22 protein-coding genes and 1 pseudogene are annotated in these 19,153 nt (G+C 64.2%); 14 read left to right on the forward strand and 9 right to left on the reverse strand.

Annotation, left to right across the window (positions count from 1 at the left end; all coding sequences use genetic code 11):
* Positions 1-2: 2 nt before the first annotated feature.
* From SynM161_RS08505 to SynM161_RS08515, 3 genes are all read right to left on the reverse strand, one after another.
* Complete coding sequence (locus SynM161_RS08505) at positions 3-491, reverse strand: hypothetical protein (RefSeq protein ID WP_186540869.1); 489 nt, start codon at positions 489-491, stop codon at positions 3-5.
* A gap of 82 nt (positions 492-573) precedes the next feature.
* Entirely contained in the window at positions 574-876 is a 303-nt protein-coding gene (locus tag SynM161_RS08510; protein ID WP_115008649.1) for an MTH1187 family thiamine-binding protein, read from the reverse strand.
* A complete protein-coding gene (locus SynM161_RS08515) occupies positions 876-1,124 on the reverse strand; it encodes a hypothetical protein (protein WP_186540870.1) in 249 nt (82 codons plus the stop codon). Before SynM161_RS08515 ends, SynM161_RS08510 begins: the two co-directional genes overlap by 1 nt.
* 90 nt (positions 1,125-1,214) lie before the next feature.
* Between SynM161_RS08515 and SynM161_RS08520 the strand changes: the two genes are divergently transcribed.
* Both SynM161_RS08520 and SynM161_RS08525 read left to right on the forward strand, forming a co-directional pair.
* Positions 1,215-1,661: a hypothetical protein gene (locus tag SynM161_RS08520; protein ID WP_186540871.1), complete on the forward strand. Its 447-nt coding sequence runs from the start codon at positions 1,215-1,217 to the stop codon at positions 1,659-1,661.
* 70 nt (positions 1,662-1,731) lie between these two features.
* The gene (locus tag SynM161_RS08525) at positions 1,732-1,941 is read left to right on the forward strand and encodes a hypothetical protein (RefSeq protein WP_186540873.1); all 210 of its coding nucleotides are present in this window, start codon (positions 1,732-1,734) and stop codon (positions 1,939-1,941) included.
* Positions 1,942-1,983: 42 nt separating this feature from the next.
* Here the strand turns inward: SynM161_RS08525 and SynM161_RS08530 are convergent, their stop codons facing one another.
* On the reverse strand, positions 1,984-2,229 hold the full coding sequence (locus SynM161_RS08530) for a Nif11-like leader peptide family natural product precursor (RefSeq protein WP_186540882.1): 246 nt from the start codon (positions 2,227-2,229) through the stop codon (positions 1,984-1,986).
* A 61-nt stretch (positions 2,230-2,290) separates the two neighbouring features.
* On the opposite strand from SynM161_RS08530, the gene SynM161_RS08535 reads away from it, so the two are divergent.
* Positions 2,291-2,605, forward strand: a complete 315-nt coding sequence (locus SynM161_RS08535; RefSeq protein WP_186540884.1) for a hypothetical protein — start codon at positions 2,291-2,293, stop codon at positions 2,603-2,605.
* On the opposite strand, the gene SynM161_RS08540 is transcribed toward SynM161_RS08535, so the two are convergent.
* Positions 2,522-3,346, reverse strand: a complete 825-nt coding sequence (locus tag SynM161_RS08540; protein ID WP_186540886.1) for a carbohydrate ABC transporter permease — start codon at positions 3,344-3,346, stop codon at positions 2,522-2,524. The genes SynM161_RS08535 and SynM161_RS08540 overlap by 84 nt on opposite strands.
* A gap of 10 nt (positions 3,347-3,356) precedes the next feature.
* The gene (locus SynM161_RS08545; protein ID WP_115081872.1) at positions 3,357-4,979 is read right to left on the reverse strand and encodes a 2-isopropylmalate synthase; all 1,623 of its coding nucleotides are present in this window, start codon (positions 4,977-4,979) and stop codon (positions 3,357-3,359) included.
* Between the two features lie 109 nt (positions 4,980-5,088).
* On the opposite strand from SynM161_RS08545, the gene SynM161_RS08550 reads away from it, so the two are divergent.
* Positions 5,089-6,684 (forward strand): glycoside hydrolase family 57 protein, encoded by a 1,596-nt coding sequence (locus SynM161_RS08550; RefSeq protein ID WP_186540888.1) that lies wholly within the window; start codon positions 5,089-5,091, stop codon positions 6,682-6,684.
* Positions 6,685-6,765: 81 nt separating this feature from the next.
* Here the strand turns inward: SynM161_RS08550 and crtL are convergent, their stop codons facing one another.
* Together crtL and gyrA are read right to left on the reverse strand one after the other, a co-directional pair.
* Positions 6,766-8,004, reverse strand: coding sequence for a lycopene beta cyclase (gene crtL, locus SynM161_RS08555; protein ID WP_186540889.1), 1,239 nt, complete (start codon positions 8,002-8,004; stop codon positions 6,766-6,768).
* A 2-nt stretch (positions 8,005-8,006) separates the two neighbouring features.
* Positions 8,007-10,604: a DNA gyrase subunit A gene (gyrA, locus tag SynM161_RS08560; protein ID WP_186540890.1), complete on the reverse strand. Its 2,598-nt coding sequence runs from the start codon at positions 10,602-10,604 to the stop codon at positions 8,007-8,009.
* A 91-nt stretch (positions 10,605-10,695) separates the two neighbouring features.
* Between gyrA and SynM161_RS08565 the strand changes: the two genes are divergently transcribed.
* The 5 genes and pseudogenes from SynM161_RS08565 to rsmD form a co-directional block, all read left to right on the forward strand.
* Positions 10,696-11,226 carry a CAAD domain-containing protein gene (locus SynM161_RS08565; protein WP_186540891.1) on the forward strand — a complete coding sequence of 177 codons (531 nt, stop codon included), beginning with the start codon at positions 10,696-10,698 and terminating at the stop codon, positions 11,224-11,226.
* A 63-nt stretch (positions 11,227-11,289) separates the two neighbouring features.
* Positions 11,290-12,453, forward strand: a complete 1,164-nt coding sequence (locus tag SynM161_RS08570) for a GuaB3 family IMP dehydrogenase-related protein (RefSeq protein ID WP_115081876.1) — start codon at positions 11,290-11,292, stop codon at positions 12,451-12,453.
* Positions 12,454-12,633: 180 nt separating this feature from the next.
* The gene (trxA, locus tag SynM161_RS08575) at positions 12,634-12,957 is read left to right on the forward strand and encodes a thioredoxin (RefSeq protein WP_006851354.1); all 324 of its coding nucleotides are present in this window, start codon (positions 12,634-12,636) and stop codon (positions 12,955-12,957) included.
* 26 nt (positions 12,958-12,983) lie between these two features.
* Positions 12,984-13,625 carry an imidazole glycerol phosphate synthase subunit HisH gene (hisH, locus tag SynM161_RS08580; protein WP_186540892.1) on the forward strand — a complete coding sequence of 214 codons (642 nt, stop codon included), beginning with the start codon at positions 12,984-12,986 and terminating at the stop codon, positions 13,623-13,625.
* Positions 13,622-14,161, forward strand: a pseudogene (gene rsmD, locus SynM161_RS08585) (16S rRNA (guanine(966)-N(2))-methyltransferase RsmD); the annotation flags it as partial. The gene hisH and the pseudogene rsmD, both read left to right, overlap by 4 nt.
* A 10-nt stretch (positions 14,162-14,171) precedes the next feature.
* On the opposite strand, the gene petG reads toward rsmD, so the two are convergent.
* Positions 14,172-14,288, reverse strand: a complete 117-nt coding sequence (gene petG, locus SynM161_RS12130) for a cytochrome b6-f complex subunit V (RefSeq protein WP_071823076.1) — start codon at positions 14,286-14,288, stop codon at positions 14,172-14,174.
* A 56-nt stretch (positions 14,289-14,344) separates the two neighbouring features.
* On the opposite strand from petG, the gene SynM161_RS08590 reads away from it, so the two are divergent.
* The 5 genes from SynM161_RS08590 to bchI are packed head-to-tail and all read left to right on the forward strand — an operon-like array spanning position 14,345 to position 19,146.
* The gene (locus SynM161_RS08590; RefSeq protein ID WP_025362444.1) at positions 14,345-14,758 is read left to right on the forward strand and encodes a c-type cytochrome; all 414 of its coding nucleotides are present in this window, start codon (positions 14,345-14,347) and stop codon (positions 14,756-14,758) included.
* 9 nt (positions 14,759-14,767) lie between these two features.
* On the forward strand, positions 14,768-15,514 hold the full coding sequence (locus SynM161_RS08595; protein WP_186540893.1) for an RNA methyltransferase: 747 nt from the start codon (positions 14,768-14,770) through the stop codon (positions 15,512-15,514).
* A 28-nt stretch (positions 15,515-15,542) separates the two neighbouring features.
* Complete coding sequence (locus SynM161_RS08600) at positions 15,543-16,688, forward strand: serine hydrolase (RefSeq protein WP_186540894.1); 1,146 nt, start codon at positions 15,543-15,545, stop codon at positions 16,686-16,688.
* Complete coding sequence (locus SynM161_RS08605; RefSeq protein WP_186540895.1) at positions 16,685-18,037, forward strand: DUF3370 domain-containing protein; 1,353 nt, start codon at positions 16,685-16,687, stop codon at positions 18,035-18,037. The genes SynM161_RS08600 and SynM161_RS08605 overlap by 4 nt, the downstream gene beginning before the upstream one ends.
* 20 nt (positions 18,038-18,057) lie before the next feature.
* Positions 18,058-19,146 (forward strand): magnesium chelatase ATPase subunit I, encoded by a 1,089-nt coding sequence (bchI, locus tag SynM161_RS08610; protein ID WP_114988646.1) that lies wholly within the window; start codon positions 18,058-18,060, stop codon positions 19,144-19,146.
* The last annotated feature ends 7 nt before the right edge of the window (positions 19,147-19,153 follow it).

The following is a 19,153-nucleotide window of genomic DNA, read 5'->3' on the forward strand; positions in this document are numbered from 1 at the left end:
CTTCAAGGGGAGAGCCGCTGGGCGCAGTGTTTTTCAAACAAGGCCACCACCTGCTCCGCGGGCAGGGCCTGAATGAGCCGGGCTTCCGCCTCAACGTGATGCTGGCTGGAGTGATACAGCTGCAACTCGTGAAAAGGATTGGGCTCCTGCTGGCGGGCCACCTCCACCTCACGGCTGAGCAAGGCCGTCGGCATCAGGTTGCCGCCGTTACACGACTGCATCACATGGGCTGATTCATGGGCCAGCACCACCCAAACCACGGCGGGATCGTCGGGCAGGTTGTTGCCGCACATCAACAGGGCCTGCTTGCCCTCATGGAAAGCACCCAGCAAGCCCAAAGGACAGTCGGGCGCCACCAGGGCCTTCACGCCCGCCCGCTGCAGCAGCCGCAGGTAACTGGCGATGCGATCCCAGGTTGAGGCTTGAACAGCACTGCCCGTGAGCTGCAACACCAGCAGAGCCAACAGCACAGCCCTGAAACGGCGACCCATCAAGCCAGGGACCACAGAACAATCTCATTGGTCTCAAGATCGGCTCAAGCCGGCTTGATTCCCACCGAAGTTCTAAAGATTTTCAGTCGTCAAGCAGCTGTTCCACGGAAGTGACCTTCTCAGCAAACGACTGCTGCCGATCGGTGCGGGTGTTGAGCTTGAGCGTTGTGTAGAGACGCGGGGCGCCCATGCCGTGCAACTCGGCATGACACGCGCGCACACAGTCCATCACCTCGTCCCACGGGCCTTCGATCGCTGTGCCATTGGGCCCCAGCTGATGGGTCAGCCCCGTGGCGGCGATCACCCGCTCACAGGCGGCGATGTAGGGCGAAAGACTGACGCCCACACCGATCGGCACCACGCAGAGATCAACACTGACCCACATCAGCCCTGCATCGAACTGGATCGGCTCAAGCAACTGACGGGGTAGTCGATGGTGCGCCAACTGCCGCTGTCGGTTCGCACTTCAACCGCAATGCCCTGCTGACCCATGGAACAGCGGGACCCTTGTCCCGTGCACCAATCACTGGCATCAGCGAGGGCCAGTTCCAACGTGTCGTAGGGGGCGTCGAGCACCGGATGCGGCTGACCGTCGAGGCCAACCAACCGGTAGCGGGAGCGATGCTTGGCCATCGCAGTCCAATCCCGGAAGTGTCACCATCTTCCCATGGTCCCGACCCAGCGGCATTCCCACACTGGAGCCAGCAACGGGACGCAAAGGGCATGAGTGATCAGCTGCAGCAGGCCTACAACGCCTTGATGGCGAAGGCTCCGGGGGCAGCGTTTCAAAAAGCACGGGCCCTGTATCTCAACAAATATCCACTTCCCCAGGCCGATGGCAGTGCTCCGCTGCGGCTCTACGTCTGCGACGAGCAGCTGGAGGAATCGATTCAGCCCGCCAACGACGGCGATCCGAATCACCGTCTGGCGATTCTCCGCGCACGGCCCGGGCAGTTGGCCTTGGTGCACTGGCAACAGGCCGATCCGCCGGAACCCGAGCAACTGCGCCGCTACCTGCAGGACACCTGGTCGCTCAACCCGGACGAACTGGAGATCGAGGCCCTCAGCACCCCATGGTTCCGGGAGGGCGGGCATCAAAGCCGCTTTGCCGCACCGATGGGGTTGGGCTGGCAACAACAAACCCTCTTAACCCTCAAGGAAGAAAACTAAAAGCAATTCCGCAGAACGACGACAGCCGCGCAACGGCATCGCTAGCGAGAAGAAATAGCCCTCTCAGCCAATGTTCACCAAGTACGCCGAACGCTATGTGCTGAGGTCCTGCTCGGAGGGCGGCTATCTCAGCATTAATGCGGTGAACCAGCGCATCGAAAGCCAACCTTCCCTCGACAAAGCCTGGATCTTTCACAGCCACGATGGCGCTGTTAACCACGCCCTTTCGATCGGCGAGGTGCACGGGGAAACACCGGACGTGATGAAGCTGGATCAATGACTGGATCTGTGGACAGATCTGTGAACTGAAACGTGGTGGTGATCAGCCGTGGATGAAATTGCGCAGGCGGCGTGATTCGGCGGCTTGATCCTGCTGAAGCTCAGCTGCCGTTCGCGCATGGTGTTCACGCTGCTGTCCCGCGAAGACATCCGCCTCACTCAGGGCAAAGCCGTGCTCGGCTGCGAGCCCGAGAAACCGCTCAAGATCCATGGGCTGCGGGAGGGCCTTGGCCAGATCAGGGTCGCTGTCGCGAAGCGTGAGAAACCGATCCAGATCCTCGAGAGACATCCCTGCACCACTTGTTGCGTGCCCCCATTCAAGTCAGCATCAGCCCAAGTGGGGAGGTTGCATGCTGTTGAAACTGATCAGCTGCGGCAGCCTGGCGCTGGTGAGTGTTCTGGTGGTGACCCTGCTGCAGGGTTTGCGGCAGCACAACCACCGCATCCATGCGCTGCAGGAGCGGATCGATCAACTGGAGGAGCGCACACCGAACCGCGCCCACAGTGAGCTGCTCAGCCAACAGATGGGTGTGATGCAGGAACGCATGGATGCCTTCTCGGCCATGCGCACCTCGGCCGCTTCATCCCTTCACCGCATCCCCGCTGGCATTGGGCAGGATGAAGCGCTGCAAGAGAACGAACACGACCAACACCGGCAGGATTGAGACCACCGAGCCGGCGGCAACGATCCGCCAATCCAGCGAAAAGCTGCTGGAGAGCTGCTGCAACCCCAGAGGCAAGGTGTAGAGGGACGGGTCGTCGAGGATCACCAGCGGCCAGAGGAAATCACTCCAGGTGCCGATGAACACGAACATCGCCAGGGTGATGAGATCGGCTTTTGCGGCGGGAATCATCACGTTCCACCATTCCCCCAGGCGGCTGCAGCCATCGATGCGTGCCGCCTCCTCCAGCTCCTTGGGGACACCCAGGAAGCTCTGGCGCAGCAGATAAAGGCCAAAGGCTGTGGCCGCCTGAGGAATCACCAGGGCCAGCAGGGTGTTGCGCAGCCCCAGCTGCACCATCAGCAGATACAGCGGAATCATCACCACCTGAAACGGGATCAGGATCGTGGCCACCACCAGAGCCAGCACCAGGCCCCGGCCGGCGAAGCGCAGCCGGGCCAGGGGGTAGGCGGCCAGGGAGCAGAACAGCAGGTTGGCCAGCACCGCCAGGCCACTCACCACGGTGCTGTTGAACAGATAGGTGGTGAGGGGATTGTCCTGAAACAGCCGCACGTAGGCATCGAGGCTCGGCTGGGCGGGCAGCAACGCCGGTGGACTGCTGAAGATGTCTTCCGCCGGGCCCTTGAGCGAGGTGCTCACCAACCAGAGCAAGGGCGTGAACACCAGCAGCGCTAGAAGAATCAGCAGCACCAGCTGAACAACCCGGGCGGTGGAGGTGCGCATGGCGTCGGCTCTAGAGCGTCGGTCGGGTCTCCAGAACAACAGGATCCTTCTGGGGATGCAATGACTGGCGCTCCTCACCGGCCACCAGGCGATTGAGGGCGTTCACGAAGGCCATGGCCGCCGCCACCACCACATCGGTGTCGGCAGCGTGACCGGAATAGAGCGCTCCGTTGCGGCGCAGGCGAATGGTCACATCGCCCATGGCATCGATGCCCTCGGTGACCGACTTCACCGAAAACTCGATCAACTCATTGGGCACACCCGCCAGATCATTCAAGGCACGGCAGACGGCATCCACCGGACCGGTGCCCACTGCCGAGCCCGTGGTTTCACTGCCCTCTTCATCCGAAAGGGTGACGGTGGCGGTGGGGCGCAGGCTGCTGCCGCAGCTGACCTGCACCAGCTTGAGCTGGAAACGGGCTTCCGGCTGCTGCACCTGTTCGCTGACGATCGCCTCCAGATCACGGTCGGTGATCTCGCGCTTGCGATCAGCGAGTTCCTTGAAGCGGGCAAAGGCCTCATCGAGATCCTCACGGGTGAGGTCGTAGCCCAGCTCCTCCAGTCGAGCGCGAACGGCACTGCGGCCGCTCAGCTTGCCAAGGGAGATGCGGTTGTCGGACAAGCCCACCGTCTGGGCGTCGATGATTTCGTAGGTGAGCCGATTCTTGAGAACGCCGTCCTGGTGGATGCCGGATTCATGGGCGAAGGCATTGGCACCAACGATGGCCTTGTTGGGCTGCACCACCATGCCGGTGAGATTGGAGACCAGCCGTGAGGTCTTGGTGATCTCTTCGGTGCGCACAGCCGTGAGTGGCGTGGGGCTGTCCTCCTCCCGGCCAAAGAAGGGGTTGTAGTAACGACGCCTAACGTGCAGCGCCATCACCAACTCCTCGAGGGAGGCATTGCCGGCCCGTTCGCCGATGCCGTTGATCGTGCATTCGAGCTGACGGGCGCCGTTCTTGACGGCCTCGAGGAAATTGGCCACGGCCAGGCCGAGATCGTTGTGGCCGTGCACCGAGATCACGGCATCGCCGATGTTGGGCACGTGCTGATTGATGCCAGCGATCAGCGCACCGAACTCCGAGGGGGTGGTGTAGCCAACGGTGTCGGGAATGTTGATCGTGGTGGCACCCGCGGCAATCGCCGCCTCAATCACCTCGTAAAGGAACTCCGGATCGCTGCGGCCGGCGTCTTCACAGGAGAACTCAACATCCTCCACAAGAGAGCGGGCGTAGCTCACCATCTCGGGGACGATGCCGAGCACATCGGCACGGCTCTTGCGCAGTTTGTGCTCGAGGTGGATGTCGCTGGTGGCGATGAAGGTGTGAATGCGGCGACGCGGGGCTGGCGCCACGGCATCGGCGCAGGCCTTGATGTCGGCCCTTGAGGCACGGGCCAGACCACAGATGATCGGGCCGTTGTCGCCACCCACCTGCTGGGCGATCCGCTGCACGGCAGCGAAATCCCCGGGGCTGGCGAAGGGGAACCCCGCCTCGATCACATCCACACCGAGCCGGGCCAGCTGCTGGGCAATGGCCAGCTTTTCCTCCAGGTTGAGGCTCGCCCCGGGCGACTGCTCACCATCCCGCAGGGTGGTGTCAAAAATCAGGACGCGACCGGGGTCCTTGGCCATGGAAGGGGCTCCAGCGGAGGTCTTAGTCGGAATGACTATGAGTTAACCCATCTTAGTTCAGCCCCCGAGGGGGAATCGGATTAAATTCAGCCACCGTTTGGGCTTGTTCGTGACCAAAGGCGCTGTCGCCCTGGTGTTGCATGCCCATCTGCCCTACGTGCGGTCGGCACAACCTGGCTCCCTGGAGGAGGACTGGTTTTTCCAGGCCCTGATCGAGTGTTATCTGCCGCTGCTGGAAACGCTGGAGCTGGCCAGCGCCGACCCCCACCAGCAACCCAAGCTCACCATCGGCCTATCGCCGACGCTGCTTTCTCTGCTGAGCGATCAAGACCTCAAGCAGCGCTTTCCCGCCTGGCTGAACGAACGGCTTGATCTGCTGCCAAAGGCTGACCCGTCCCTGCGCGCAGGCGCCGAACACCTGGCGGCCACGATCGAGCGGCACCGGCGGGCCTGGCAGAGCTGCGACGGCGATCTGATCCAGCGCTTCGCCGCCCTGCAACGCCAGGGGGTGGTGGACCTGCTCACCTGCGGCGCCACCCACGGCTATTTGCCCCTGCTGCGCCATCACCCGGAAGCGGTGCGCGGGCAACTGCGCACGGCGGTGCGGGAACACCAACGCCTCGTGGGCGAACGCCCCTTGGGGATCTGGTTGCCGGAATGCGCCTATTACGAGGGCCTGGATCGCTGGATGCGCGATGCGGGGCTGCGCTACGCCGTGCTGGATGGCCATGGGTTGCTGCACGGCCGGCCCAGACCCCGCTATGGGGTGTACGCCCCGATCTGCAGCCGCAATGGGGTGGCCTTCTTCGGGCGCGACAGTGACGCCACGCTGCCGGTGTGGTCGGCCAAGGACGGCTACCCCGGCGATCCCCACTACCGGGAGTTCCACCGGGATCTGGGTTGGGATCTGCCGATCGAAGAGCTCAAACCCCTGGGGCTCGACCAGCCACGACCGCTCGGTTTGAAGCTGCATCGGGTCACCGACCACAGCGCGCCGTTGGATCGCAAATACCCCTACGAACCGGGGGTGGCGGCTGAACGGGTGAAAGAGCACGCCGCCGATTACCTGCAGGGCCGCCGGCGGCAACTGGATCAGCTCGCCAGTGCCATGGACGTTTCGCCCCTGCTGGTGGCCCCCTTCGATGCCGAACTGTTTGGCCACTGGTGGTTTGAAGGCCCGGCTTTTCTCAGCCAGCTGTTCCAGCAGGCACCTCAGGAAGGGGTGAGCTTCACCCGCCTGCGCGATGTGCTGAACAACGTTGGCCAGCTTCAGCTCTGCGATCCCTGCCCCTCCAGCTGGGGGCAAGGGGGCTATCACGACTACTGGCTGAACGACAGCAACGCCTGGATCATCCCGGAGTGGGAAAAGGCCAGCGCCGCGATGGTGCAGCGCTGCAGCCGCGGCGTGGGCAGCGAGCAGGCGATGCAGTGGCTGCAGCAGGCGGCGCGGGAGCTGTTGCTGGCGCAGTCGTCGGATTGGAGCTTCATCCTGCGGGCCGGCACCACAACCGAACTGGCCAAAGAACGGGTGCAACGCCACCTGGGCCGCTTCTGGCAGTTGATGCAGGCGATCGACGGAACCAGCGAACTACCGGAGGGCTGGCTTGAGGAGGTGCAGGCGGACGACCGCCTGTTCCCGCTGATTCAGCCGTTGGACTGGGCTCCGCTGCAGCCCGCTGCTCAGCCTTCTGCGCCGCGCGCATAGACAAACGCCTCCCTCATCTGAGGGAGGCGTGGATGTTCATCGCTCCCTCAACTGAGGGATCGGGTCTTTCCCGAAACGATCTCAAAAACGCGGCGCCTGATCCTTCGCCGCCCCCAGCACCAATCCCCGCCGCAATTCCCAGGGGGATAAGGCAAACAAACGCAGCATCACCCACATCAAGCGCGGCAACGGCAGGGTGTTGGTGAGGAAGCCAAACCACTCCTCCCGCGGCAATGAGAAGAAGGTGGCGAAGTGGGTGCGCAGCAGCGCTTCGTTGAAGCCCATCAAACGGCCCAAACCGAATTGATAGAGCTGATGGCGCAGCACCAATTCGATTGGCCACAGCGCTTGCCAACCCCGATGGGCCAAGGCCGCTGAACCAAGGCTTGGATTAGCGAGGGCTTCGGAGATGGCCTGGGCCAGATCCGGACCCCGCCGCAGCAGCGATCCCACCATGTAGCCCGAGGCCGGGTGCACCATGCTCGCGGCACCACCAAAGGCCAGCACCGGCTGGCTGCGATCCGGCAGCGGCAGGTTCATCGGGAAGAGGCAGAACTCCTCGTGAATCACCTCGGTGATCTCCACGCCGCGCCGATCCAGGCGCTGCTGCAGCCGTTGCTTGAGCACGTCGTAGGGGACCCCTGGCGCCAAGGCGAGTGAGGTTTCCTCCACGAAGAACACCCCATCGCCCAGATCCATCGCATACAAAAACGTGGGCGGTTCGCTGCGCTGCTCCTCGCTGAGGTGATCACAGCGGTAGTCCATCAACACAAACCGGCCCGGCTCAATCGGCGGTTTGGAGAAACGCCCAACCACGCCGTAAGCCGCCTGGCCCGCCACCGGCCCCTGATCCGGCCGGCGAATATGGGGCGTGCGCGAGCCGGAGGCATCAATCACCAAGCGCGCCTGCAGGGTGGTTCCTGATGCGCAATACACGTTGGTGGTTGCACCATTCACGTCTACCCGCTGAACGGTGTCTTGATGAAAGACCACACCCTCAGCCCGCTCTAGCCAATAGCGCTGCAGGGCCGCCCGATCGAACAGGCCGTAGTCGATCCCGTGGGCATGGCTCTGATCTTGAGCCGTTGAGCCACCTTCGCCGAAGTAACTGACGGTGTTGCTCCAGCGGTGCTCCAGCAGCTGCTCAAGCCCCACCGCTTTAAGTTCATCGGCCCAGATGCCGTAGGTGTTCGGCCAGGGATCGTCGACCGGATCCGGGGCAATGGCCGCAACAGCCACACCCCGTTGGTTCAGTTCCGAAGTGATGCAGAGGGCAGCAGGACCGCCCCCCAGCACCAGCACATCCACCGGCTCAGCCAAGGTCAGCTGTCCTGTGCCTCAGATTCAGTGTCGTTGGACTCGTTGACGTCAGCAGAATCGTCCTCCGCTTCCGGCGGCACCAGCACCACCTTCAGAAGCCGGTCGCCCTTGTCGAGCTTCTGCAGACGCACCCCCGTAGCAGCACGGGACTGCTGAGGGATGGCATCGGCGCTGGTGCGCACGATCACCCCTTTCTCGCTCACCAGCAGCAGCTCCTCCCCGGCACCGAGCACACTCAGCCCCACCAGCTCGTCGGCTTCGGTACGGAACTTCATCGCCCGCAGGCCCATGCCGGCCCGCTTCTGCAAACGGAATTGCGTCACCGGCACCCGCTTGCCCAGACCCGAAGCCGACGCCACAAGCACCCAGGGGCCCTCGCTGGCGGCATTCTCTTCATCGTCTGCACTGGCGGCCACCTGATCGGCGAGTTCCACCGGCAGCACATCCATGCTCACCAGGGCATCGCCATCGCGCAGGTTCATCGACCGCACGCCGCGGGCCGTCCGCCCCAGGGGCCGCAATTCCTCATCACTGAGGCGGAAGTGGATGGTCATCCCGGCTTTGGAGCCGATCAAGACGCTGTCACCGGGCACAGCCAGGCGCACCCAGGTGAGGGCATCGCCTTCCTCCAGGTTGATGGCGATCAGGCCATTGGAGCGGATGTTGCTGAAGGCCGAAAGGCGGGTGCGCTTGATGAAGCCACCGCGGGTGAGCATCACCAGGTCGGTGTCGTCGCTGAATTCCGACACCGGAATCAATGTGGTGATCGCTTCTTCCCGGGGAATTGGCAGCAGCTGCACCACCGGCGTTCCCTTGGCCGCACGGCTGCACTGGGGCACGCGGTAGGCGGGCAGGGCATACGACACACCGCGGTCGCTGAACAGCACCAAGGTGTCGTGGTCGTTGCAGCTGATGAACAGCTTCACCGCATCTTCACCCTGGCTGCGGGTGCCGGCCTTGCCGCGGGTGCCACGGCTGGTGGCCTCAAATTCACTCACCGGCATCCGCTTGAGATAGCCGGTCTCGGTGAGCAGCACCACCGACCGCTCGTTGGCGATCAGGTCGATGTCAGACAGGCCACCGCCGAGGTCGAGGATTTCGGTGCGGCGGGGCGTCGGGTAGCGCTCCTGCAGCTGACCGAGCTCGCTCTGGATGATCCCGAACACCCGCTCACGCCGGCCAAGGATGTCCTTGTAGTCGGCGATCTTGGTGACCAGATCCTCATGCTCGAGCCGGATCTTGTCGGCTTCAAGCGCAGTGAGGCGACGCAGCTGCATCTGCAGGATGGCGTCGGCCTGGATGTCGGACAGGCCATGGCGATCCTGCAGCTGTTGCCGTGCCGTGGCCGTGTCGGGTGCAGCCCGGATCAAGGCAATGATCGGATCGAGCTGATCAAGGGCCAGCAGCAGGCCCAGCAGGATGTGATCACGCTCTTCCGCCTTGCGCAGCAGGTAGCGGGTGCGGCGCTCGATCGTCTCGACGCGGAAGTCGAGGAACACCTCGAGCATCTTGCGCAGGGTGAGCAGGATCGGCTCACCGTTCACCAGCGCCAGCATGTAGGCACTGAAGTTGCTCTGCAGCGGGGTGAGTTTGAACAGGTTGTTCAGCACCACCTGCGGGTAGGCATCGCGGCGCAGCTCCACCACGATCCGCATGCCATCGCGGTCGCTCTCGTCGCGGATGTCGGAGATGCCCTCAAGCTTCTTGTCGTTGACCAGCTCTGCGATGCGCTCGATCAACGCGGCCTTGTTGGTCTGATACGGCAACTCGGTGATGATCACCGCATCGCGATCGGGCCGCCCTGGTGCCTCGATCGTTTCGATGTTGGCCACGCCGCGCATGGTCACCGAGCCGCGGCCACCCAGGTAAGTCTCGCGGATGCCTTCGCGCCCCAGGATCTGACCGCCGGTGGGGAAGTCCGGTCCGGGGATCAGCTGGATCAACTCCTGATCGGTGATCTCTGGATTGGCGATCAGCGCCTGCAACCCGTCGATCAATTCATTGAGGTTGTGGGGAGGGATGTTCGTTGCCATCCCCACAGCGATGCCCGCTGACCCATTCAGCAGCAGCTGCGGTATCCGCGCCGGCAGCACCGTGGGCTCCTGCTGGGAGCCATCAAAGTTGTCGGCGAAATCAACGGTCTCCGCCTCGATGTCCTCCAGGAGGCTGTCGGTGGTGAGCGCACGCAGCCGCGATTCGGTGTATCGCATGGCCGCCGGTGGGTCGTTGTCCACCGAACCGAAGTTGCCGTGCCCATCGATCAGGGGCATCGACATGGAGAAGTCCTGGGCCATGCGCACCAGGGCGTCGTACACGGCGGTGTCGCCGTGGGGGTGATATTTGCCGAGCACTTCGCCCACCACACGGGCGCACTTGCGGTAAGGCCTGTCGCTGGTCAGGCCCAGCTCATACATCGCGTAGAGGATCCGGCGATGCACCGGCTTGAGGCCATCGCGGGCATCGGGCAGGGCCCGACCCACGATCACGCTCATCGCGTACTCCAAATAGGAGCGCGACATCTCGTTGCGCAGGTCCGTCTGGATGATCCGATCGTCGGAATCGCCGGGACCGCCGCCGCCAGGCCCCACAGAATCCGTCATACGTGCATCAGACGTCCTTTGTCAGTCTATCTCGGACAGTGGAAGCAACAGAAAAATCTGGATAAACTGCCGAACGCTTTCCACTGACGTGATGGGTCCTGTCGACGAGCCGCGCCCTGAAGCCGAAACCCCAGGCAGCGACCCCACCCCCACGCCAGCCCCAACGCCGGAACCTGAGCCGACTCCGGAACCTGAGCCAGCCCCAATGCCGGCGCCCACTCCGGCACCGACCCCCGCTCCAACAGCAGACCCGGTGATCGCCTCCACCGTTTCGATCCCTGCTCAGGAGAGCTCCGATGGGGATGGCGGCGAATGGGAGCTGCTGGTGGGCAAGGTGAAGGACTGGCTCGAGCAGAACGATCTGGCTGAGCTCTGGACCAAAGCCCAGCTGCCGCTGCGGGTGGTGGGCGGCCTGATCGTGTTCAGCCTGGTGGCGACGGTTTACTCCGGCGTGCTCAGCACCATCAACAGCATCCCTCTGGTGCCAGGCCTGCTGGAGCTGGCCGGCGTGATCTGGCTGGTGAACTTCGCCCTGCGCAACCTGATCCGCAACAGCGATCGGGACAACTTCATCAAGAGCGCCCGCTCCACCTGGACCCGCGTGACGGGCCGATCGAGCTGACCCGGTCAAGCTGAGCCGATCATCCCGATTGGTAGCTTGATCTGACTTTATTGAAGTCGCGCGGTGGACATTCAGCTCGGACGCTCCAAGACCGTTCGCCGGGCCTACGGAATCGATGAAATCGCTCTGGTGCCTGGGGGTCGCACGGTGGATCCCGAGGTCACCGATACCCGTTGGACCCTGGGCGGCATCGAGCGCGAGATCCCGATCATCGCCAGCGCCATGGACGGCGTGGTGGACGTGGGCATGGCCGTTCGCCTGTCCCAACTGGGCGCCCTCGGCGTGTTGAACCTTGAGGGTGTTCAGACCCGCTACGAAGACCCCAACCAGGTGCTGGATCGCATCGCCGCCGTCGGCAAGGACGAGTTCGTCCCGCTGATGCAGGAGATCTACAGCCAGCCGGTTCAGGAGGCGCTGATCCGCAAACGCATCCAGGACATCAAGGCCCAGGGCGGCATTGCAGCCGTCAGTGGCACTCCGGTGGCAGCCATGCGTTTCGGCAAGGCCATCGCCGAAGCCGGAGCCGACCTCTTCTTCGTGCAGGCCACCGTGGTCTCAACGGATCACACCGGTCCTGCAGGCCAGGAGACTCTGGATCTGGAAGCCCTATGCCGCGACATGGGCGTTCCCGTGGTGATCGGCAACTGCGTCACCTACGACGTGGCCCTGCAGCTGATGCGGGCTGGTGCCGCCGGCGTGATGGTGGGCATCGGCCCCGGTGCCGCCTGCACCTCCCGTGGCGTTCTCGGCGTGGGCATTCCCCAGGCCACCGCAGTGGCCGACTGTGCTGCCGCCCGGGCCGACTACGAAAAGGAAAGCGGTCGCTACGTGCCGATCGTTGCCGACGGTGGCATCGTCACCGGCGGTGACATCTGCAAGTGCATCGCCTGTGGCGCCGACGCCGTGATGATCGGTTCTCCCATCGCCCGTGCTGAGGAAGCTCCCGGCCGTGGCTTCCACTGGGGCATGGCCACCCCAAGCCCTGTACTGCCCCGCGGCACCCGCATCAATGTGGGCAACACCGGCAGCATCGAACGCATCCTGCGCGGCCCGGCCAAGTTGGACGACGGCACCCACAACCTGCTGGGCTGCCTGAAGACATCCATGGGCACCCTGGGCGCCCAAACCATCAAAGAGATGCAGCAAGTGGAGGTGGTCGTGGCACCCTCCCTGCTGACGGAAGGCAAGGTCTACCAAAAGGCCCAGCACCTCGGAATGGGCAAGTAAGGCAGGGCTAAATTGGAGCTGTGCGGGCTTCGGCCCACACACTCCTCACACCCCCCGGCCCGGCGCGATCGGGCTTTCACTCTTTGTGGAGAGCGACTGTCACAGTTCCCTTCTCAGCAGGGAAGAGCTGTGTTTTCGCTCGAAACCGTTGCTAAATTCTCCCTAAATTCCCCTGCTCATATGTCCAGCGCTGCTGCTGTCACCGACGCATCCTTCGAGCAGGACGTGCTCCAGAGCGATGTGCCGGTTCTCGTGGACTTCTGGGCACCCTGGTGCGGACCCTGCCGCATGGTGGCTCCGATCGTGGAAGAGATCGCCAAAGAATTTGACGGCCAGATCAAGGTGTTCAAGCTCAACACCGACGAAAACCCCAACGTGGCCAGCCAGTACGGCATCCGCAGCATCCCGACGCTGATGGTGTTCAAGGGCGGCCAGAAGGTTGACACCGTCGTGGGTGCTGTTCCCAAGGCAACCCTGTCAGGCACCATTTCCAAGTACCTCTGAATCCGTCTTCAGAACGGATCAACCGGTTGAGTCTGAACCTCGGGTTAATCGATTACGGCATGGGCAATCTCCACTCGGTGGAGAAATGCCTCGAGCGGCTGGATCAAGGCTGCTCGTTGATCCATAACGCCGATGATCTGGAGGGCGTCGATGCGCTGATCCTGCCCGGGGTCGGCGCCTTCGACCCGGCCATGGCCAACCTCAGGGCCACCGGACTTGTGCCCCACCTGCTGCGCTGGGGCCAGAAGGATCGCCCCCTACTCGGCATCTGCCTCGGCCTGCAACTGCTGTTCGAGCAGAGCGATGAAGGCAGCGATCCAGGCCTCGGGCTCTTGGGCGGACGGGTGAGCCGCCTGCCCAGCAACAGCGGCGAACGCATCCCCCACATGGGCTGGGCACCGTTGAAGCATCACGGCAGCTGCCCACTGCTCAGCAGCGATGCCCCATCGGAATGGGTTTATTTCGTGCACAGCTACGCCGCTGTTCCCAGCGATCGAAATGACCTCAAAGCCTCGGCCCCCTTCGGCGATCAGGAGGTGACCGCTGTGGTCTGGCGGGGCCGCGTCGGCGCTTGCCAGTTCCATCCGGAGAAGTCGTCCGATGCCGGAGAAGAGATGCTCAAGCGCTGGTTGACCTGGCTGCGCAACGGGGCTGAACCCTGCCCATGAGCGGTGGCGGGCAACTGCGCCTCAGCGGGGGGCGACGGCTGCTGAGCCCCGGGGGTCGCACGGCTCGGCCCACCACCTCCAGGGTGCGCGAAGCGGTGATGAACATCATTGCCCCGCACCTGCAGGACTGCCGCTGGCTCGACCTCTGCAGCGGCAGCGGCGTGATGGGCTGTGAGGCCCTGCAGCGGGGGGCGCGCTGTGTGGTGGCCGTTGATCAAGACCCGCAGTGCATCCGCGTCAGCCGCAGCAACCTCAGTGTCGTGGCGGCAAGCCGTTCACCGGCTCCGGAGATCCGCACCGAACGGCGGGAACTGATCTCGTGGCTGCGCAAGGGCTGGAGCCAGGAGCCCTTCGACATCGTCTATTTCGACCCTCCCTACGACCAGGGCCTCTACGAACCCTGCCTGATCGCCCTCGCCGAGGGGAATTGGCTTCACCAGGATTCTCTGGTGGTGTGTGAACACCGCTCCAACCTGAACCCAGAACCGGGCTCAGATTGGACAGTGGTGGATCAACGCCGCTACGGCATCAGCAGCGTGATGCTGCTCAGCCCCCCAGAGCGCTGCCACCACGGCGGTACTGGTTCCATGCCGCCACGAACAGACCCATCAGCGTGACGGGGATCAGACCCAGAACGATGCCGCAGAGCAGAGGTTCGATCATCGCGTCGCGTCAGCAATCAGAATTAGGGAGAATTCTCTCATTGGAACTCCGGGTCTGTGGTCCAGCCGTCACGAATTGCGGCCGAATCGGCATCAGCTGATGCAAATGATTCGAGCGATCGGGGTCGCGGCCTGATCGCCGCGCTCGTGGTGTCGGCTGCCACGGCCTGCGTGGTGCTGGTGCTCTGGGTACTGGGCAGCGCCCAACAGGACCCCTACATCAAGGCCAGCCTTGAGCTGCAGGGGGCCGTTGACCACGGCGGCCAGCTGTTCCGAATCAATTGCGCCGGCTGCCATGGCCTTGCCGGCCAGGGGTTGGTGGGCCCTCAACTTCAGGGCGTCAGCAACCAACTCAAAGACCCCGTTCTGGTGCACCAGATCATCAGTGGCGAAACTCCCCCCATGCCGAGCTTTGAGATGGAACCGCAATCGATGGCCGACCTGCTGGCCTACCTGCACACCCTCAGCTGAGCCGCTGCCTTGAATGCCGTTGTCGTGCTGGTGGAGCCGGCCGGCCCCCTAAACATCGGAAGCGTGGCCAGGCTCTGCGCCAATTTCGGGGTGAGCGAGTTGCGGCTGGTGGCCCCCCGCTGTGACCACCTCAGCGAGGAGGCCATGCTGATGGCCGTGCACGGCCAGGCGCTGCTTCAGGGCGCCGTGGTGGTTCCCGACCTGCTGACGGCCATCCATGACTGCCGCCGCACCGTGGGCAGTTGCGGACGCCTGGACCATGGCGAGATCCCCCTGCAAACACCCGAGCAGGCCCTGGGTTGGTTGCTGGCCGGCGATGGCAGCAGCTCCAACTCAGACGCCCCCGTGGCCTTGGTGTTTGGACGGGAAGACCGCGGCCTCAGCAACAGTGAGCTGCGGCTCTGCCAGAGGGTTCTCTGCCTGCAGAGCGGGGAGGCCTATCCCTCGCTGAATCTCTCCCACGCCGTGGCGGTGGTGCTGCATGAGTTGGCCCGCCTCAACAGCGGGACCACGGAAACCCGCTGCATCGAGCCCCCATCGCCGGACCCGGCAGCCGCCAAGGCGCTTTCAGCCTGTCTTGACGACGCCACTGACCTGCTGCTGGAGGCCGGTTTCCTGCTGGAGCACACCGCCGCCGCCCGCATGGCCAAGGTGCGGGATCTGCTGCAACGCGCCACGGTGCGCGCCGAGGAGGTGGCTCTGCTGCGGGGAATGGTGCGCCAACTGCGCTGGGCCATCCGCGCCAAGCGCCCCTAATCTCTGCCGAACAGTCACGGCTGAAAGGTTGAGCAGCAGTCGTTCGTCACGTCGCTCCGCCGGCTGGAAAGGTCCGGCCCAGCTCATTCTGCGGCTGGTGTTGATGGGGGTGGGTCTTGGACTGCTCACCGGCAGCGGCCTACGGCTGCTGGCGCCCCGCGTTCAGCAACAGGAGATCGCGCTGCCCAACTGGCTGGCCGATCAAGCGCTGATCACCACGGTGCTCGGTGACGCCGTGGAGCCGCCCAGCACTGAAAATGCCTCAGGGAAGAAAACTGCTCCTGTCGTGGCAAAGGGCCTGAAGCAGGCACGCTTCGCCCCCAGGCAGGAAATCAGGGCGCTGAGTGAGCGCTGGCTGGAGCTGGCCGCGCAACAGAGCGATCTGCAGGCCAGCGCCTACATGCTGATCCTCGACGACGGACGCTTTGCAGCCATGCAGGCCGAACGGCCGATGGCTGCCGCCAGCTCGATCAAGACGCCGATCCTGCTCGCAGTGCTGGAACTGCTGGATCAGGGAACACTGCAGTGGAACGAACCGCTCACGCTCACCGAAAAGCTGGTGGGGGGAGGCGCCGGATGGATGGCCTCCCGGCCCCTGGGCAGTCGCTTCCCCACCCATGAGGTGGCCACGGAAATGATCCGGGTGAGCGACAACTCCGCCACCAACCTCATAATTGCCCGGGCGGGCGGAATGGATGCGATCAACGCCCGCTTTCAGGAGCTGGACCTGCCCTCCACCGTGGTGAACAACTGGCTGCCGGATCTCGACGGAACCAACACCACCAGTGCCAGAGATCTCAGCCGGGCCATCGCCTTGGTTGACAGCGGTGAGCTGCTGGCTCCCCGCAGCCGGGATCTGTTTCGCGAGGTGATGGGCACTTCGATCACCAACACGCTGCTGCCCAGGGGCTTGATGCGCGGCCTCGGTGGCGCCCAGGGCGAACCGGACGCAAGCCTGGCCCGCAAGGGATACCGCGTCTACAACAAAACAGGTGACATCGGCATCGCCTACGCCGATGCCGGGCTGATCGAACTCCCCGACGGACGACGCGCTGTGGCGGGATTTCTGGTGGAGGGCCCCTTCAACGACCCCCGATCCACCGAACTGATCCGTCGGCTCGCCGCTGCCATGGCACCGCACCTCAAACCCGTCCCTGTTCCGCCCAAGCCATGAAGCTCGCTCCGCTGTTGTCTGCTGCCTGGCTGGCTGTTGCAGCCATGCCCGGCGCTGCGGAGGTGATTGAGCGTCAGCAGAGCGTTCGCCCCCTGCCGGGAGGCCTCGACAGCGTGTTGATGGTGAACGACAACAACCCCGAACTGATTGATGACGACGGCATCCTAATTTCGACCTTCCCCGATGGGGAGGCGGCGTCGGTTCCGGTGGTGCTCAACGGACGCTTTGACCTGTTCAGCCACCACGTGTATGCCGGTGATGCGGAGGGCAGCCCCAGCTCAACCCTGTGGCTGGCGGTGCTGGCGGCTCCGCTGGGGAATGCTCCTGTGACCCTGCAGCTGCTCGCAGGCAGCACCTCGCTCTCGCAGGCCACAGGGCCCGGCCAGACCCAGGCCCCTTTCCTGCCCTTGCCGAGCCTGATGCCGGAAACCACCGAGGTGGTGGCGGCAGGACCCGGCAGCCGTGTGGCCGGAGATCTGTTGGCCGGCCGCCGCGCAGCGGAACTCAGCAACCGCCGCTGGACACTGGCTCCCGGCGCACCAACACAGCTGCTGCTGTTGCCCATTCCCGTGGCCGGTCTTGATCCCCTGCTGAACGGCCGCAACCTGCAACTGCGCTTCCACAGCTCCGGCCCTGTGGCGCTGGCCACCCTGGCCGCTCACGGTGAAGACGGAAAGGCTCCAAGCGAGGAGCGATGGCTGCAGCTGCTCAAGGACCAACGCATGAGCAGCAAGGAGCATCAACCCACCCCACGGGGCAGCAAGGGCAAGATCATTTATTCCCGGGTGAGCGGTGTTCAGATCGGCAGCAGCTGGCGGGCGCGCATCACCGACCCGGGCAGCCCGGTGCTGGCCGCACCCACGGCCCCCATCTCCTGGCCGATCAGCAGCCTGGAGCGCGGCACCCTGGCCACCAACCAGGTGCAAACCGCGGAACTCAAAAACTTTTATCCCGGCACCGCCTGGGCCGCCCATGGCAACTACGGAGTCGAGTACGACCTCACCCTGCCCCTGCAAAACACCGGCTCAGACGCGGTGACGCTGCAACTGTCGCTGGATTCGCCCCTCAAAGGCAACAGCACCACCTCCTTGCTGCGCTTCCGCGATGACCTCAACGGTCCGGTGATGTTCCGCGGGCCCGTGCAGACCACGGGTCTGGAGGATCCAGAGGGAGTTTCCCAGGGACGCCAGACCCAGCACCTGGTGCTACGCCAGGGGCAGCAGGGGCCGTCCCTGGGACAGCTGATGCTCAAGCCAGGGGAGGCCAAGCAGGTGCGCGTTCGCCTGGTCTATCCCGCTGATGCCACGCCACCGCAGGTCATCACCGTGCAGCCTGTGAAACAATCCTGAGCACGCCTAGAGAATTGCTCGTGACTGCACCCCGGAAGCGCAGGGTCTTCCCCTTCACTGCGGTGATCGGTCAAGAGGAGATGAAGCTGGCCCTGCTTCTCAACGTGATCGATCCGCGCATCGGCGGCGTGATGATCATGGGAGACCGTGGCACCGGCAAATCCACCACGATCCGTGCCCTGGCCGATCTGCTGCCGGACATCGACGTTGTCGCCGGCGATCCCTACAACAGCTCGGCCAGCGATCCCGACCTGCAGAGCAGTGAGGTGCGCGAGCGGATGCAGCAGGGGGAAACCCTGAGCACCGAACCGCGGCAGGTGCCGATGGTGGACCTGCCCCTCGGCGCAACGGAAGACCGCCTCTGCGGCACCATCGACATCGAGAAAGCCCTGAGCGAAGGCGTGCGCGCCTTTGAGCCCGGCCTGCTGGCCAAGGCCAACCGCGGCCTGCTCTACGTGGATGAGGTGAATCTGCTCGACGACCACCTCGTCGACGTGCTGCTCGACTCCGCCGCCTCCGGCTGGAACACCGTGGAACGGGAAGGCGTCTCCGTGCGTCACCCCGCGCGTTTCGTGTTGATCGGTTCCGGCAATCCCGAGGAAGGCGAACTCCGCCCCCAGCTGCTCGACCGTTTCGGCATGAGCGTGGAAGTGCGCACCGTGCGTGATCCGGAACTGCGGGTGCAGGTGGTGGACCAGCGCACCGCTTTCGACAGCGATCCCGATGGCTTCAGCACCGCCGTGGAGGGCAACCAAAACGCCCTGCAACAGCGGGTGGTGGAGGCTCAGCAACGCCTCGGTCAGGTCACCATCGATGAGGATCTGCGCCTGCGCATCTCCGCCGTCTGCGGCGAGCTGGATGTGGATGGTCTGCGGGGTGACATCGTCACCAACCGTGCCGCCCGTGCCCTGGCCGCCTTCGAAGGACGCACGGAAGTGAGCGAGGAAGACGTGGCCCGCGTGGCCTCCTGCTGCCTGCGCCACCGCCTGCGCAAAGACCCCCTCGAGCAGGTGGATTCCGGCGACCGCGTGGTGAAGGTGTTCTGCAAGGTGTTTGAGCGCAGCGAGAGCAGCGACCGCGCTGATTTCGAACTGGCCCTCGCCGCCTGATCCCCCC

The organism is Synechococcus sp. M16.1 (assembly GCF_014279895.1).
In the GTDB taxonomy this organism is placed as follows: domain Bacteria; phylum Cyanobacteriota; class Cyanobacteriia; order PCC-6307; family Cyanobiaceae; genus Parasynechococcus.

Bases quoted from the DNA above. Each gene is read 5' to 3' on its own strand.
- SynM161_RS08505 (WP_186540869.1), bottom strand. From the start codon at position 491: ATGGGTCGCCGTTTCAGGGCTGTGCTGTTGGCTCTGCTGGTGTTGCAG.
- SynM161_RS08510 (WP_115008649.1), bottom strand. From the start codon at position 876: ATGTGGGTCAGTGTTGATCTCTGCGTGGTGCCGATCGGTGTGGGCGTC.
- SynM161_RS08515 (WP_186540870.1), bottom strand. From the start codon at position 1,124: ATGGCCAAGCATCGCTCCCGCTACCGGTTGGTTGGCCTCGACGGTCAG.
- SynM161_RS08520 (WP_186540871.1), top strand. From the start codon at position 1,215: ATGAGTGATCAGCTGCAGCAGGCCTACAACGCCTTGATGGCGAAGGCT.
- SynM161_RS08525 (WP_186540873.1), top strand. From the start codon at position 1,732: ATGTTCACCAAGTACGCCGAACGCTATGTGCTGAGGTCCTGCTCGGAG.
- SynM161_RS08530 (WP_186540882.1), bottom strand. From the start codon at position 2,229: ATGTCTCTCGAGGATCTGGATCGGTTTCTCACGCTTCGCGACAGCGAC.
- SynM161_RS08535 (WP_186540884.1), top strand. From the start codon at position 2,291: ATGCTGTTGAAACTGATCAGCTGCGGCAGCCTGGCGCTGGTGAGTGTT.
- SynM161_RS08540 (WP_186540886.1), bottom strand. From the start codon at position 3,346: ATGCGCACCTCCACCGCCCGGGTTGTTCAGCTGGTGCTGCTGATTCTT.
- SynM161_RS08545 (WP_115081872.1), bottom strand. From the start codon at position 4,979: ATGGCCAAGGACCCCGGTCGCGTCCTGATTTTTGACACCACCCTGCGG.
- gyrA (WP_186540890.1), bottom strand. From the start codon at position 10,604: ATGACGGATTCTGTGGGGCCTGGCGGCGGCGGTCCCGGCGATTCCGAC.
- SynM161_RS08565 (WP_186540891.1), top strand. From the start codon at position 10,696: ATGGGTCCTGTCGACGAGCCGCGCCCTGAAGCCGAAACCCCAGGCAGC.
- trxA (WP_006851354.1), top strand. From the start codon at position 12,634: ATGTCCAGCGCTGCTGCTGTCACCGACGCATCCTTCGAGCAGGACGTG.
- petG (WP_071823076.1), bottom strand. From the start codon at position 14,288: ATGATCGAACCTCTGCTCTGCGGCATCGTTCTGGGTCTGATCCCCGTC.
- SynM161_RS08605 (WP_186540895.1), top strand. From the start codon at position 16,685: ATGAAGCTCGCTCCGCTGTTGTCTGCTGCCTGGCTGGCTGTTGCAGCC.